This window comes from Kitasatospora sp. NPDC059088, from assembly GCF_042738155.1.
Taxonomy (GTDB): Bacteria; Actinomycetota; Actinomycetes; order Streptomycetales; family Streptomycetaceae; genus Kitasatospora.
On the sequence record NZ_JBHYGR010000089.1, the window covers coordinates 1 to 13,139 of the forward strand.

Below are 13,139 nucleotides of genomic sequence, written 5' to 3' on the forward strand. Positions count from 1 at the left end.
GTGTTGGGGCCCCCCCACGTGGGTGACCCCCCCCCCCCCCCCCCGGGGGGGCGGCCCCCCCCCCCCGCCCCCCCCCCCGGGGGCGGCGCCCCCCCCCCGGGGGGGCCCGCGGCGTTCCCGGGCACGCCGTGCGCGGCGGCCGGGGAAGGGCGGGCCGCGCCGCCCGGGCTGCGCTGACCAAGGCGCCCACGGGCGGTGCGGTCCTGGTGCGGACGCGGGGCGCGGGGAGGGGTCCTGGTAGCTCCCCGCACCGGCCGGTCCGCCGGCGGTTGGCTCGATGGAAGCGATCCGGACGACCGGCTCCACGGCACCGGTCGGCCTGATGGGACGACTCGGCGTCCCGTTCGAAGTCCTCCCCCGTCGCGCCTGGGTGAAACCACCTGAAACCTGGCGTTTTGTCCGGCTTCGTGAAGTGAAGTGGTCGAAGCCGAACCCCACGGCGGGCGGACTCGCCCCGCCCCCGCCGGGTAGCGTCATCCCTGACGGCCGTGGTGCGACCCACGGCGTTACCGCCGGGCTCGGCGGGTCCGGCAGGGAAGCGGTGGTAGCGAGGATGGCGCGGGGCGGAAAGGCCTTCAAGGCCGTGGCCAAGGGCATGGCCGTGGTGGCGAGCGCGGCCGCCGTGATCGAACGGCGCCGGCGCGCCGCGATGGCGGCCGATCCGCACGAACTCCCCGTACCGGCCCTCGCCGAGGCGCCCGGCCCCGTCCCGGTGCCGCGCACCGACCCCGCGCCGACGGCCGCGCCGCTCGCCGCCCGGGTGGCGCCCGAGGCCGAGGCCGGGGCCGTCGCGGAGGCTGCCGCCGAGGCCCCCGCTCCCGCGACCACGCCCGCGGCGGCCGCGCCCGCCGCGCCGACCGCACCCCCCGCGCACACCGGACTCGGCCGCGAGTACCACCCCGGCCGGCCCGCCACCCCCGCCGAGGCGGTGCCGTGGGGACTGCGGGTCGCCGCCGAGTCGACCTGGCGGCTGCTGCTGCTCGGCGCCGCGCTCTACGTCCTCTTCTACGTCGTCGACATGCTGCGGCTGGTCGCCTTCTCGGTGCTGGCCTCGCTGCTGATCACCGCGCTGCTGGAGCCCTCGGTGTCCTGGCTGCGCCGGCGCGGGGTGCCGCGCTCGCTCGCGGCCGGCGGGGTCTTCCTCAGCGGTCTGGCCGGGATCGGGCTGGTCGGCTGGTTCGTGGTCTGGCAGGTGTCCACCAACCTGCCCGACGTCACCAACCAGGTGAAGACCGGCGTCAACCAGCTCCGGGACTGGATGATCACCGGCCCGCTGCACCTGACCCAGCAGCAGATCACCGACTTCGCCAACCAGATCACCAAGGCCATCACCACCAACACCGACCAGCTCACCTCGGCCTCGATCACCGGCGCGCAGATCGCCGTCGAGATCCTGACCGCGCTGCTGATGACCTTCTTCACCACCTTCTTCTTCCTCTACGACGGCTCCAGGATCTGGAACTGGGCGCTGCGCGGCCTGCCCCGGCAGTCCCGCTTCGCGATGGCCGGAGCCGGGCCCAAGGCCTGGACCACGCTCACCGCGTACGTGCGCGGCACCGTCTGCGTGGCCTTCATCGACGCGCTCTGCATCGGCATCGGCGTCGACCTGCTGGGCGTGCCGCTGGCCATGCCGCTGGCCGTGATCATCTTCCTGGGCGCCTTCGTCCCGCTGGTCGGCGCCCTCGTCACCGGCACCGTCGCCGTCCTGATCGCCCTGGTCACCCAGGGGCCGTGGACGGCGCTGATGGTGCTGGTCGTCCTGATCGCGGTGATGCAGGTGGAGAGCCACATCCTCCAGCCGCTCATCCTCGGCCGCGCCGTCCGGGTCCACCCGCTCGGCGTGGTCCTCGGCGTCGCGGCCGGCGGCATCATCGGCGGCATCGGCGGCGCGGTCGTGGCCGTCCCGCTGATCGCCGTCACCAACACCGTGGTCGGCCACCTGCGCCGCCGCAACGAGGCCGGCCAGGCCGTCTTCACCGCCCTCGAAGCCGCCCGCGAGGCCGCCGAACGCACGGCCGCCACCCGGCCGGCGGCGACTCAGCCGGCCGCCGACTGACCGAGGGCGGACAGGACGGCGGTGCCGACCGCCACGGCCGCCAGCCCCAGCACCGCGCCGGTCGCGATCCCGGCCTCCCGCGCGGCCCAGTGCCACCGGCCCGGCGCACCGTGCCGCAGCGCCCTGCGGGTCAGCACGGCCCCGAGCACCGGACCGCTCCAGGGCAGCCCCACCACCCACAGCAGTCCGTAGTACCCGTGCCAGGGCGGGTCCTCGGCGGCGAACGCCGTCCAGACCACCGCGACGAGGCAGACCACTGCCCAGAGGACGGTGACCAGGACCGTCCAGCAGCCCCCGCCGGACCGTGGCTCCAGTGGGGCGCCGGGGCGGGGGTCAGTCATGACGTCCGGCCGCCGGGGTGATCCGGCTGCCGTGGCCGCTGACGATCCGACCGATGTTGTCGACCGAGGTGCGGTCGTCGCCGGGGCCGTCGTCCCAGTAGGACGAGTGCGCGGTGAAGTCGGGGGACCCGCCGTCCACGGCGAAGCGGTGGGCGCCGAAGTCGACGCTCGCCGGATCCCTGGTGAACCAGCCCAGGTGCGAGATGTGGTCCCAGGAGGCGGCGCCGACGTAGGTGTGGTCGGCCCCGACGGAGAACTCGGAGGCGTGGAAGGCGTCGGTGCCGGGGCTGCCGACCAGGATGACGTCGTCGGCCGCGATCCCGGCCGGTTTCCGTGCGGCGAGGCCGACCAGCAGCGAACCGAAGCTGTGGCCCTCGGCCGTGACGTGGGCCGGAGCGCCCTGGTGGGTGACGCGCTGCCCCTCGAGGAACCTGCGGTAGGCGTCGACGCCGCCCTGCGCGCGGCTCAGGTCGCCGGCCTCCGGGAAGCTGAGCGGCGCGTCGTACCCCAGCCAGGCGATGGACGCGGTGCTGCGGGTCGGGTCGGCGCGCTGGGCCGCGTCGTACACGGCTTTCGCCCGGTCCGCGTCGCCGCCGCCGATGCGTTGCAGCGTGGTGTCCAGACCGCCGACCAGGGAGGTGACGTCCTGGGCCGTGTCGGGGTTCCCGAAGGAGATGATGCCGCGCCCCTGCCCCTCCCCGCTGATGCCGAGCAGGAAGACCGGCGGTTCCGTTCCGTCGGTCCGGCGCAGCCGCTCGGCGATCCTGCGGTACCCGGCCAGCCTCAGGTCGTCGTTCGGATCGGACGACCGGCCACCCCGCTCGTACTCGGCGATCAGTCTCGGCAGCAGGATCCGGTTGGCCTGGTTCCTGGCGACCGCGGGGACGCCGTCGCGGTTGCCGACCAGGTCCGGGTGTTCGTGGACGAGCCACTGCTGCTTGTCGGGGGGCAGCGCATTCCACCAGGCATTGACCTCGGTGGGCGGTGCGTCGTCCTTGGGGACGCTGCCGAGCAGCAGGCCGTCCGGGGCGAGGGTGGGGTCGAGCCGGTCGCTGAGGGCGGCGCCCGAGTCGAGGCCAGTGCCGTCCTGGGCGCGCTCGACGTAGTGCTGGAGCCGGGTGGCGATGGCCTGATCGACGGCTTCGGCCTCGGTCAGGGCAGTCGAGATGCGGGCGGCGAGTGCTGTGGCGACGCGCTCGCAGCTCTTCCGGTACTCGGGGTCGTGCTGGTCGGCGTAGCTGCCGGGCGGCCAGGAGACCGTGCCACGGGCGTCGACGGACAGTCCGGCCGTCTGTGCGTCGGTCAGTGCCGTGCGGAGCGCGGACTGGGCGAGGGCCAGTGCGTCGGCGCCGGCGCGGATGCTCCTGCCGATCTGCCCGATCTCGCTGTGGGCGGCTTTCAGCTCGCCGGTGCTGCGGCGCAGCGCCGGTCGGGCCGCGTCGGCGCAGGGGCCGGCCCAGTCGGCGGCCGCGATGCGGCCGTCGACGCCGTCGCGCCACTTGTCCACGTGCTGCCCGAAGGCGCCGTGCAGCTTGTCGTAGGCATCGGCCGCCGCGTACAGGTGACTCAGGTCGGTGTCGCGCAGTGTGGCGAGGTCCATGCGGTCGCCCCTAACCGAAGTGCAGGACGAAGTTGTGCTTCTGCCGTGCGGTCGGGCCCACCGGGACGGTACGGGTGTCCGGGCCGAAGGCCGTGCTGATCTGCTGGTCGGTGCTGCCGTAGCCGAGGCCCGCCTCGATCAGGCCGCGGCCCTGCCGGCCCATCGTGGCGTGCAGGTCGGTCAGCAGGGTGTTCCAGGCGTTGGCGCAGGTGCCGAGTGCGGTGCCGCACCGGAGGCCGGCCAGTCCGGAGGCGGACTGGTTCGAGGCCTCGAGCAGGACCTTGAGCTCGCCGGGGATCTGCTCGGCCGTTTCGACGCCGGTGCCACCGGCCTGCTGGAGTTCGTCCGGGTTGGCGCGGAAGCCCCCGCCGTTCTCCGGATGGTCGGACATCGCGGCTCCCCCTCGACCGAATGTCGTGCACGGATCGCCTTGCACTGTAGCCGAGTTGGGCCCGCCGGGCGCCGGAAACGCCGAGGGGCCCCTCCGTGCGGAGGGGCCCCTCGGGTGGTGCGGGTGGTTCAGGCGTTGACGGCGGCGAGGGCGGCCTCGGAGTCGAGGACGCCGGCCACGGCCTGGAGGACGGCGGCGATCTTCATCGAGGCCTGGATGACCTCACGGTCGACGCCGGCCTTGCGCAGCACGGCCTCGTGCGAGTCGAGGCACTGGCCGCAGCCGTTGATGGCGGAGACGGCGAAGCACCAGAGCTCGAAGTCGATCTTCTCGACGCCCGGGGTGCCGATGATGTTCATCCGCAGACCGGCCCGCATCGTGCTGTACTCCTTGTCGGAGAGCAGGTGCAGCGTCCGGTAGTAGACGTTGTTCATCCCCATGATCGCGGCCGCGCCCTTGGCGGCGGTGTACGCCTCCGGGGAGAGGTTGGCCTTGGCCTCGGGCTCCAGCTCGCGCAGCACGGCGGGGCTGCGGGTGGCCATCGCGCAGGACAGCACGGTGCCCCAGAGCTGCTGGGCGGGGAGGTCGGAGTTGCCGATGACCGAGCCCAGGTTGAGCTTGAGGTCCTTGGCGTAGTCCGGAAGGGCGGCCTTCAGGTCGTCGAGGGCCATGGGTCAGCCCGCCAGGAGGGCCTGGGCGTCGAGGGTGTCCTCGCCCTTGGTCCAGTTGCACGGGCACAGCTCGTCGGTCTGCAGGGCGTCCAGCACCCGCAGGACCTCCTTGGGGTTACGGCCGACGGAGCCGGCGGTGACCATGACGAACTGGATCTCGTTGTTCGGGTCGACGATGAACACGGCGCGCTGGGCGGTGCCGTCCTCGCCCTCGACGCCGCAGGCGCGCATCAGCTCGTGCTTGATGTCGGCCAGCATCGGGAAGGGCAGGTCGCGCAGGTCCTTGTGGTCCTTGCGCCAGGCGTGGTGCACGAACTCGGAGTCGCCGGAGACGCCGAGGATCTGGGCGTCACGGTCGGCGAACTCGTCGTTCAGCTTGCCGAACGCGGCGATCTCGGTCGGGCAGACGAAGGTGAAGTCCATCGGCCAGAAGAAGACGATCTTCCACTTGCCCTCGTAGGTCTTGTGGTCGATGTCGGCGAAGGCGCTCGCGGCATCCAGGTCGACACAGGCCTTGAGGTCGAACTCGGGGAACTTGTCGCCGATCGTGAGCACGTTCGCTTCTCCTGGGATGAGACTGCGGGGAGTTTTGTCCGGATTCCGGACAGGACCCACGATTCCACATCGTGGACTGATCAGAGAAATAGCTACACTTGATGTGTCTGATCGGAGATTGCTATCAGTACTGAACCACCCCCCTCCCGGCCCGCCCGCCGCAGGGCCGCCGCCGCCAAACCCGAGGCGGCTGTGGGGAGCGCCACAGTCCGCAGCCCGCGCACGCCGACGGTCGCCCAGCTCAAGGCCTTCGTCGCGGTGGCGGAGCACCGGCACTTCCGGGAGGCGGCCGCCGCCACCGGGACCAGTCAGCCGGCCCTGTCCGGGGCGGTCGCGGCGCTGGAGGAGTCGCTGGGCGCGCAGCTGGTCGAGCGTACGACGCGCAAGGTGATCGTCACTCCCCTGGGGGAGCGTGTGCACGGGCACGCGCGCCGGGTGCTCGCCTCCTTGCAGGCCCTCACCGAGGAGGTCGACGCCGCCCGCCGTCCGTTCACCGGACCGCTGCACCTCGGGGTGATCCCGACCGTCGCCCCGTACCTGCTGCCCACCGTGCTGCGGCTGGTCCGCGACCGCTTCCCGGAGCTGGAGCTGCACGTCCACGAGGAGCGCACCCCCTCGTTGCTGGAGGGCCTGGCCGCCGGGCGGCTGGACGTCCTGCTGCTCGCGCTCCCGGCCGGCGGCTCCTCGCCGACCCGGGAGATCCCGCTGTTCGACGAGGACTTCGTCCTGGTCACCCCGCCCGGGCATCCGCTCGCCGGGTGGGTCGACGTGCCGCGCGACGTGCTGCTCGACCTGGACGTGCTGCTGCTGGAGGAGGGCCACTGCCTGCGCGACCAGGCCCTCGACATCTGCCGCGAGGTCGGTGCCGACCCGGCCGGCTCCACCACTCGCGCGGCGGGCCTGTCCACCCTGGTCCAACTCGTCGCCGGGGGGCTCGGGGTGACGCTGCTGCCGGCCACCGCGCTGGACGTCGAGGCCGGTCGCACCGACCGGCTGGCCGCCGTACGGTTCGCCGCCCCGGCGCCCGGCCGCCGGATCGGGCTGGCCACCCGGCCGGGGTCGGCCCGCAGTGCCGAGTACGAGCGCTTCGGCGCGGCGCTGCGCGAGGTGCTGGCCGAGCTGCCGGTCCGGATCGTCGACGCGCCCTGAGGCGTCAGTGCGCCGCCGGTGCGCCCTGAGGCGTCAGCGCACCGCCGGTGCGCCGAGGCAGAGGCCGACCGTGGTCGTCACCAGCAGGTCCAGCGCCTCCAGGGTCTCCGGGGCGGGCGGCTCGCCGGGCAGGCTCCGGATCAGGTGGCGGGCCGTCAGGCCGTCGAAGCCGGTGAGGAAGTGGGCGGCGATCCGGTCGGCGGGCAGCGCCAGGGTCAGCCCGTGGGCGGCGGCGAGGGCGGCGAGCATCTCGGTGGCGGTGCACTCCATGGCGTGCTGGAGGCCGAGCATGATCTCCCGGACGTCCGGGTCGCGCATCGCCAGCGTCTCGAACTCGCTGAGCAGGACGCAGCGCCCGTCCTCGCCGGTGGCAGCCTCCCAGAGGGCGTGGACCAGGGTGCGGACCTGGTCGCCGAACGGCCCGTCACCGGGTGAGGCGGCGCGCACCTGGTCGATGAACTGGGCGGCGACCTCCTCGACGACGGCCCGGTAGAGGTCCTTCTTGGTGCCGAAGGTGTAGTGCACCGTCGCCTGTGCCACGCCCAGCTCCGCCGCGATCGCGCGGGTGCTGCCGGCGGAGACCCCTTCCCGGGTCATCAGGTCGATCGCGGCCCGGACCAGCTGCGGTCGGCGTTCGGAGGCGGGGACATGAGCCATCCAGCCAGGGTAGCGCCATGGGCGGACAACTGTGTCGGACAACCGTGTCGGTCGATTGGGTCGGTCAACTTTGTCACTCGACAAACTTGGGTCTACCGTGGGAGGGGTCGCCCGGGCACCCGCCGGGCGCCCGTCCGTCCGCCGACCGCACCGCGAGGGGTCAGACCTTGGCCACGTACCTGTACCGACTGGGCCGTTACTGCTTCCGGAGAAGGCGCGCCGTGCTGGCCGTCTGGGTCGCGCTGCTGATCGCCGTGGGCGGGGCCGCGGGCGCCCTCGCGGGCAGCACCAGCGACGAGTTCAAGGTCCCCGGCACCGAGGCCCAGGCCACCCTGGACCGGATCAAGGACACCTTCCCCGAGCAGGGCCACGGCTCCGCCCAGGTGGTCTTCGCCGCCCCGGCGCCCGGCGGCATGGCCTCGCCCGAGGCGGGCAGGGCGGTCGGCGAGGCCGTCACCCGGATCGCCCACGTCCCCGGCGTGGCCGCGGTGCCCGACCCGTACGCCACCGGCGCGGTCTCCCCGGACGGCAGGGTCGCGATCGCGCTGGTCTCCTTCGACCACAAGCTCGCCGAGGTCACCGACCAGCAGCGGGACGCCGTCCGGGCCGCCGCCGAGCCCGCCCGCGCGGCCGGGCTGGAGGTGGCCTTCGGCGGCGACGCGTACAACAGGTTCGCCCAGATCGAGGGCGGCTCCGAGGCGGTCGGCCTGGTGGTGGCCGGGCTGGTGCTGGTGATCACCCTCGGCACCCTGGTCGCGGCCGGGCTGCCGCTGCTGACCGCGCTGGTCGGCGTCGCCGTCGCGATGGCCGGGCTGCTGGCGCTGACCGGCTCGTTCGAGATCATCACCACCGCGCCGGTGCTGGCCCTGATGGTCGGCCTCGCGGTCGGCATCGACTACGCCCTCTTCATCCTGTTCCGCCACCGCCGCCACCTGGCCGAGGGCCTGGAGCCCGAGGAGTCCGCGGCCCGGGCCACCGCGACCGCCGGCAGCGCCGTCGTCTTCGCCGGGCTGACCGTGGTCGTGGCGCTCGCCGGACTGGCCGTGGCCGGCGTCCCGTTCCTGACGGTGATGGGCCTGGCCGCCTCCGGCGCCGTCGTGGTGGCCGTCCTGGTCGCGATCACCCTGCTGCCCGCGGTGCTCGGCTTCACCGGCCGCGCGATCGACCGGCTGCCGGTCTGGAAGCGGGCGCTCACCACCCACGGCAAGGTCACCCTCGGCGAGCGCTGGGCCCGCTTCGTGGTCCGCCGCCCGCTGCCCGTGCTGCTGGTCGGCCTGGCCGGACTGGGCGCCATGGCGGTGCCCGCCGCGAGCCTGGACCTCGGCCTGCCGGGCGGCGGCTCACAGGCCGTCGGAACGGACGCCCGCAAGGCGTACGACCTGGTCGGCGACGGCTTCGGCCCGGGCTTCAACGCGCCGCTGGTGGTGGTCGTCGACGCCCACGGCGCACCGCGCCCCGAGCAGGCCGTCCAGGAGGTGGCGGGCCGGCTCCAGGGCTTGAAGGGCGTGCAGACCCTGCTGCCCCCGAAGGTCGACACGGGCAGCGGCACCGCCCTGGTGCCGGTGATCCCGAGGACCGGCCCGGACCACCAGGACACCCGGGCACTGGTCAACGAGATCCGCGACCAGCGCGACGGCATCCGGGCCGCGACCGGCGCGAGCATCGCCGTCACCGGCACCACCGCCGCCAACATCGACGTCTCCACCAAGCTCGGCCAGGCCCTGCCGCCGTTCGTCGCGGTGATCGTCGGCATCGCCTTGGTGCTGCTGGCGCTGGCCTTCCGCTCGGTGCTGGTGCCGCTCAAGGCGGTGCTGGGCTTCCTGCTCAGCATCCTGGCCTCGCTCGGCGCGGTGGTGGCGGTCTACCAGTGGGGCTGGCTGGACGGCCTGATCGACGTGCCCAAGGTCGGCCCGGTGGTCAGCTTCGTGCCGATCCTGCTGATCGGCGTGCTGTTCGGGCTGGCGATGGACTACGAGCTGTTCCTGGTCTCCGGGATGAAGGAGCAGTACGTCCACGGCAACGCGCCGCGCGAGGCGGTCGTCGGCGGCGTGAAGGGCGGCGCCCGGGTGGTGACGGCGGCCGCGCTGATCATGGTCTCGGTGTTCGGGGCCTTCGTGTTCGGGCACGACCCGATCGTCCAGCCGATCGGCTTCGCCCTCGCGGTGGGCGTGCTGGTGGACGCCTTCGTGGTGCGGATGGCCCTGGTGCCGGCGGCGATGGCGCTGTTCGGCAAGGCGGCCTGGTGGTTCCCGAAGCGACTGGAGAAGGTCGTGCCGAAGGTCGACATGGAGGGCGAGCAGCTGATCGCCCGGCTGGAGGGGGAGCGCCGGTCGGCGAAGGAGCCCGCGGGGGTCTGACGGCCCGGCGGTGCCCGGCGGGATCCGACGTCCCGCCGGGCACCGTCACGTCCCGCCGGTCATCGTCACGTCGCGGCGGCACCGTCACGTCCCGGCGGGCACCGTCACGTCGCGGCGGGCAGCCGCTGCTCGAACCAGACCACCTTGCCGGTGCCCAGCCGGGTGGCGCCCCAGCGGTCCGCGCACCGGGCCACTATCTGGAGCCCGCGCCCGCGTTCGTCCTCCGGACCGGTACGGCGCGGCCGCGGCAGCAGCGGGCTGTCGTCGCCGACCTCGCAGCGCAGCCGGGTGGTGCGCACCAGGCTCAGGGTGACCGGGCGGGTCGCGTGCTGGACGGCGTTGGTCACCAGCTCGCTGACCATCAGCTCGGTCGCCTCGCTCAGTTCGTCCAGCCCCCAGCGGCGCAGCGTGTGCGCGGCCAGCCGGCGGGCCCGGCCCGGCGTCTCGTTGCGCGGTTGCAGGTACCAGTGGGCGACGTCCCCGGCCGGGATGCCGTCGAAGCAGGCGCCCAGCAGGGCGATGTCGTCGCCGCGGTCCCCGGGCGGCAGGATCCGCAGCGCCTCCTGGCACAGCTGCTCGGGGGACTGCCAGCGGGCGGCCGCGATCCGTGCGCGGAGCACCTCCAGGCCGTCGCTGAGCGGGCGGGTGCGGGTCTCCACCAGGCCGTCGGTGAACAGCAGCAGCGCCGATCCGGGCGGCGCGGGCAGCTCGACCGAGTTGAAGTCCACCCCGCCGACCCCGATCGGCGCCCCGGAGTCCAGCTCCACCAACTCGGCCGTGCCGTCCGGGCGGACCAGCACCGGCGGGACGTGCCCGGCGTTGGCCAGCACGACCCGGTTGGCGATCGGGTCGTACACCGCGTACACGCAGGTGGCCAGGTGCTGTTCGCGGCCGAGCCGCTGGGCCTGTTCGTCCAGGTGGTAGAGCACCTCGTGCGGCGGCAGGTCGAGGGCGGCCAAGGTCTGTGCGCTGGTGCGGAGTTGGCCCATGATGGCGGCCGAGGTGAGCGAGTGGCCCATCACGTCGCCGACGATCAGGGCGACCCGGTTGCCGGGCAGCGGGACCGCGTCGTACCAGTCGCCGCCGACCTGGGCGCCGCGCTCGCCGGGCAGGTAGCGCTGGGCGAGCCGGACGCCGTGCGACTGCGGCAACCGCAACGGCAGCATGCTGCGCTGGAGTTCGTTGGCTATCTCCCACTCGCGGGCGTACCGCAGCGCGGTGTCCACCGCCAGCCCCGCCTGGGTCGCCAGGTGCGCGGCGGTCGCGGTGTCCGCCGCGTCGAAGGCCGGCCGGCCGGTGCGTTCAGGGGGCCGGCGGATCAGCACCAGCAGACCGAGGACGGCCTTGCGGCCGCGCAGCGGCAGGGCCACCACCGAGGTGCCGGCCGCCAGCCGGGCCAGCCCGCGGGGGCCGTACACCTCGCGCAGCAGCGCCTCGGTGCGCTCGGCGGCGGGCGTGCCCAGGACGGCCGACTCGGCGGGGCGGCGGCTCAGCAGGATGTGCGCCAGCGCGCCGCCCCGGGTGACCGGGGTGGCCGGGCCGGTGTCCGCGGTCGAGCGGGAGCCGAAGCGCGAGCGGTGCCGGTCGTCCGCGCCGCTCTTGCGGCCGCGGCGGCCGATCCGGGTGCCGGTGCTGTGGTGGATCCGCAGCTCCTCGGGGAAGCCGGGCTCGCGCTCCACGTTGGGCAGCGGGTCGCGCAGGTGGACGACGGCGGCGTCGGCGAGGGTCGGGACCAGCACCCGGCCGATGTTGCGCAGGGTCGCGGCCAGGTCGAGGGCGCTGTTGATCCGCCGGGTCGCCGCGTCGAGGTAGGCGAGGCGGTCCGCCAGCCCGTCCGCCGCCCCGGTGCGGTCCGGCCGCGCCGTCGGAGGCTTCGCCGGGGCCACGGCCCTGACCGGTTCGTCCGGCCGGGCCGGGATCCGGACGCGCTGACCCGGGACGGCGGGCGGCTGCTCCGCCTCGGTCTTGAGCTGGTCGCGCACGGCTGCCTGTCCTGGATTCGGTGTGGTCGGGAGGTCTGGACGGTGAGCTGTTCTGGCCCTCTGGTCGGTCAGCCGACGCGTCGACAGCACAGGAACAGCTGTTCCTCCGGCGGCAGCGTGGTACTGGCCGGCGCGTACGGATGCCCCGAGCACTCCTCGACGACGAAACCGGCCGCGACCAGAACCCGCTCCAGATCCTCCCTCAGATACCCACTGATCCGCAGCTCTCTGCCAAGGAACGGAAGCGGAACGTGATCCAGGTCCGCCTCGACCATACCGAGCACCAGCAGTCCGCCCGGCCGCAGGAGTTCGCGCAGCCGGCCGAGCACGGTCGGGATCTCGTCCTGCGGCAGCAGGATCAGTGAGAAGAACGCGGTGACGGCGGCGAAGGTGCCGCGGCCCGCCGACCCCAGCGCGGGCACGCCCCACACCCGGTCGGCGCGCTCGGTGGCCAGATCGTACAGGTCGATGCGGTGGAACTCGGCCGGGTGCGCTCCCTCGATCCGAGCCCGGCGGGCCAGCGTCAGCATCACGTCCGAGAGGTCTATCCCGGTCACCCGCAGCCCGCCGGCGGTCAGCTGGCCCACGGTCGGCTCGCCGGTGCCGCAGCCCACGTCCAGCACCCGGGCGCCGGGTTCCAGCTCCGCGAGCAGCCGCCGCCCGCACTCCAGCTGGCCGTCCTTGGCGGGGAAGGCCTCGCCGTACCCGGCACCGATGGTGTCGAAGGCGACCGCCTGCAGGGCCCGGGCCGCCCGGCGTCGCCGCACGTCGGGGCCGTCCGGGCCGCCCGGCCCGTCGTCGCCGGCGTCCTCGCCGACCGGGAACGCGTCGGATATCTGTCCGGTCGTCACGTTGAGAGGCACCCTTCCACCCGTGGCCTCCGGTCGGCTCCTCCGCAGCCTCCTGGGCCGCTGCCGGTGGCGGTACGTCACGCTCCCCGCATCACACAGACGGCCTGCACCCCGACACGTTGCCGGCAGACACTCGTGTGCGTACTGGCATCTGAGAATATGCGTGATCACTGCGCCATGGGGTCCCTTTCCGGCCAACTCGTCATGCTTGGGCCGATGTGGGACGGGTCCGCGGAAGCACGGGGGTGCGGGCCGGGTGGTGCGACCGGCCCCGCACGCCGCACAGCGCGCCGGGGCGGACGCCGCTGACCTGCGGTTTCACCGATCCGCAGGCTGACAATCGGACGTTTATCGAACGTCAATCGGCGAGGTGCACAGTAGGGACCAGCGCCGGGGAAGCGTTGAGGGCGCGGCCCCCCCCCGGGGGGGGGGGGGGGGGCCGCCCCCCGGGGGGGGGGGGGGGTGCGCGGGGGGGGGGGGGGGCGCCCCGGGGGGGGGGGGGGGGGTAGGGGGGGGGGGGGGTGGGGGC

11 protein-coding genes are annotated in these 13,139 nt (G+C 74.1%); 3 read left to right on the top strand and 8 right to left on the bottom strand.

All coding sequences use genetic code 11. The features are described 5' to 3' along the window. Positions 1 to 553 precede the first annotated feature (553 nt). A complete protein-coding gene (locus ACFWXO_RS31070; RefSeq protein ID WP_380527823.1) occupies positions 554 to 2,056 on the top strand; it encodes an AI-2E family transporter in 1,503 nt (500 codons plus the stop codon). Here ACFWXO_RS31070 and ACFWXO_RS31075 read toward each other — a convergent pair. From ACFWXO_RS31075 to ACFWXO_RS31095, 5 genes are all read right to left on the bottom strand, one after another. Continuing rightward, positions 2,038 to 2,397 (bottom strand): hypothetical protein, encoded by a 360-nt coding sequence (locus tag ACFWXO_RS31075; protein ID WP_380527825.1) that lies wholly within the window; start codon positions 2,395 to 2,397, stop codon positions 2,038 to 2,040. The two genes, ACFWXO_RS31070 and ACFWXO_RS31075, sit on opposite strands and share 19 nt — an antisense overlap. Further along, positions 2,390 to 3,997 carry an alpha/beta hydrolase gene (locus ACFWXO_RS31080; RefSeq protein WP_380527826.1) on the bottom strand — a complete coding sequence of 536 codons (1,608 nt, stop codon included), beginning with the start codon at positions 3,995 to 3,997 and terminating at the stop codon, positions 2,390 to 2,392. Before ACFWXO_RS31080 ends, ACFWXO_RS31075 begins: the two co-directional genes overlap by 8 nt. 10 nt (positions 3,998 to 4,007) lie before the next feature. Further along, on the bottom strand, positions 4,008 to 4,388 hold the full coding sequence (locus ACFWXO_RS31085; RefSeq protein ID WP_380527828.1) for a hypothetical protein: 381 nt from the start codon (positions 4,386 to 4,388) through the stop codon (positions 4,008 to 4,010). Between the two features lie 128 nt (positions 4,389 to 4,516). Then, the gene (locus tag ACFWXO_RS31090) at positions 4,517 to 5,059 is read right to left on the bottom strand and encodes an alkyl hydroperoxide reductase (protein WP_375884619.1); all 543 of its coding nucleotides are present in this window, start codon (positions 5,057 to 5,059) and stop codon (positions 4,517 to 4,519) included. A gap of 3 nt (positions 5,060 to 5,062) precedes the next feature. Continuing rightward, positions 5,063 to 5,614: a peroxiredoxin gene (locus ACFWXO_RS31095; protein ID WP_375884621.1), complete on the bottom strand. Its 552-nt coding sequence runs from the start codon at positions 5,612 to 5,614 to the stop codon at positions 5,063 to 5,065. 192 nt (positions 5,615 to 5,806) lie between these two features. Between ACFWXO_RS31095 and ACFWXO_RS31100 the strand changes: the two genes are divergently transcribed. Further along, positions 5,807 to 6,763 (top strand): LysR substrate-binding domain-containing protein, encoded by a 957-nt coding sequence (locus ACFWXO_RS31100; RefSeq protein ID WP_380527830.1) that lies wholly within the window; start codon positions 5,807 to 5,809, stop codon positions 6,761 to 6,763. A gap of 33 nt (positions 6,764 to 6,796) precedes the next feature. On the opposite strand, the gene ACFWXO_RS31105 is transcribed toward ACFWXO_RS31100, so the two are convergent. Next, the gene (locus tag ACFWXO_RS31105; protein WP_375884626.1) at positions 6,797 to 7,420 is read right to left on the bottom strand and encodes a TetR/AcrR family transcriptional regulator; all 624 of its coding nucleotides are present in this window, start codon (positions 7,418 to 7,420) and stop codon (positions 6,797 to 6,799) included. Positions 7,421 to 7,587: 167 nt separating this feature from the next. Between ACFWXO_RS31105 and ACFWXO_RS31110 the strand changes: the two genes are divergently transcribed. Next, on the top strand, positions 7,588 to 9,777 hold the full coding sequence (locus tag ACFWXO_RS31110; RefSeq protein ID WP_380527832.1) for an MMPL family transporter: 2,190 nt from the start codon (positions 7,588 to 7,590) through the stop codon (positions 9,775 to 9,777). 104 nt (positions 9,778 to 9,881) lie between these two features. Here ACFWXO_RS31110 and ACFWXO_RS31115 read toward each other — a convergent pair whose 3' ends face one another. Together ACFWXO_RS31115 and ACFWXO_RS31120 are read right to left on the bottom strand one after the other, a co-directional pair. Further along, positions 9,882 to 11,759 carry a SpoIIE family protein phosphatase gene (locus tag ACFWXO_RS31115; protein ID WP_375884632.1) on the bottom strand — a complete coding sequence of 626 codons (1,878 nt, stop codon included), beginning with the start codon at positions 11,757 to 11,759 and terminating at the stop codon, positions 9,882 to 9,884. A 68-nt stretch (positions 11,760 to 11,827) separates the two neighbouring features. Next, positions 11,828 to 12,526, bottom strand: coding sequence for a class I SAM-dependent methyltransferase (locus ACFWXO_RS31120; RefSeq protein ID WP_380527863.1), 699 nt, complete (start codon positions 12,524 to 12,526; stop codon positions 11,828 to 11,830). Positions 12,527 to 13,139: the final 613 nt, after the last annotated feature.

Coding starts and splice junctions, on each gene's coding strand:
- ACFWXO_RS31070 (WP_380527823.1), top strand. CDS start 554: ATGGCGCGGGGCGGAAAGGCCTTCAAGGCCGTGGCCAAGGGCATGGCC.
- ACFWXO_RS31075 (WP_380527825.1), bottom strand. CDS start 2,397: ATGACTGACCCCCGCCCCGGCGCCCCACTGGAGCCACGGTCCGGCGGG.
- ACFWXO_RS31080 (WP_380527826.1), bottom strand. CDS start 3,997: ATGGACCTCGCCACACTGCGCGACACCGACCTGAGTCACCTGTACGCG.
- ACFWXO_RS31085 (WP_380527828.1), bottom strand. CDS start 4,388: ATGTCCGACCATCCGGAGAACGGCGGGGGCTTCCGCGCCAACCCGGAC.
- ACFWXO_RS31090 (WP_375884619.1), bottom strand. CDS start 5,059: ATGGCCCTCGACGACCTGAAGGCCGCCCTTCCGGACTACGCCAAGGAC.
- ACFWXO_RS31105 (WP_375884626.1), bottom strand. CDS start 7,420: ATGGCTCATGTCCCCGCCTCCGAACGCCGACCGCAGCTGGTCCGGGCC.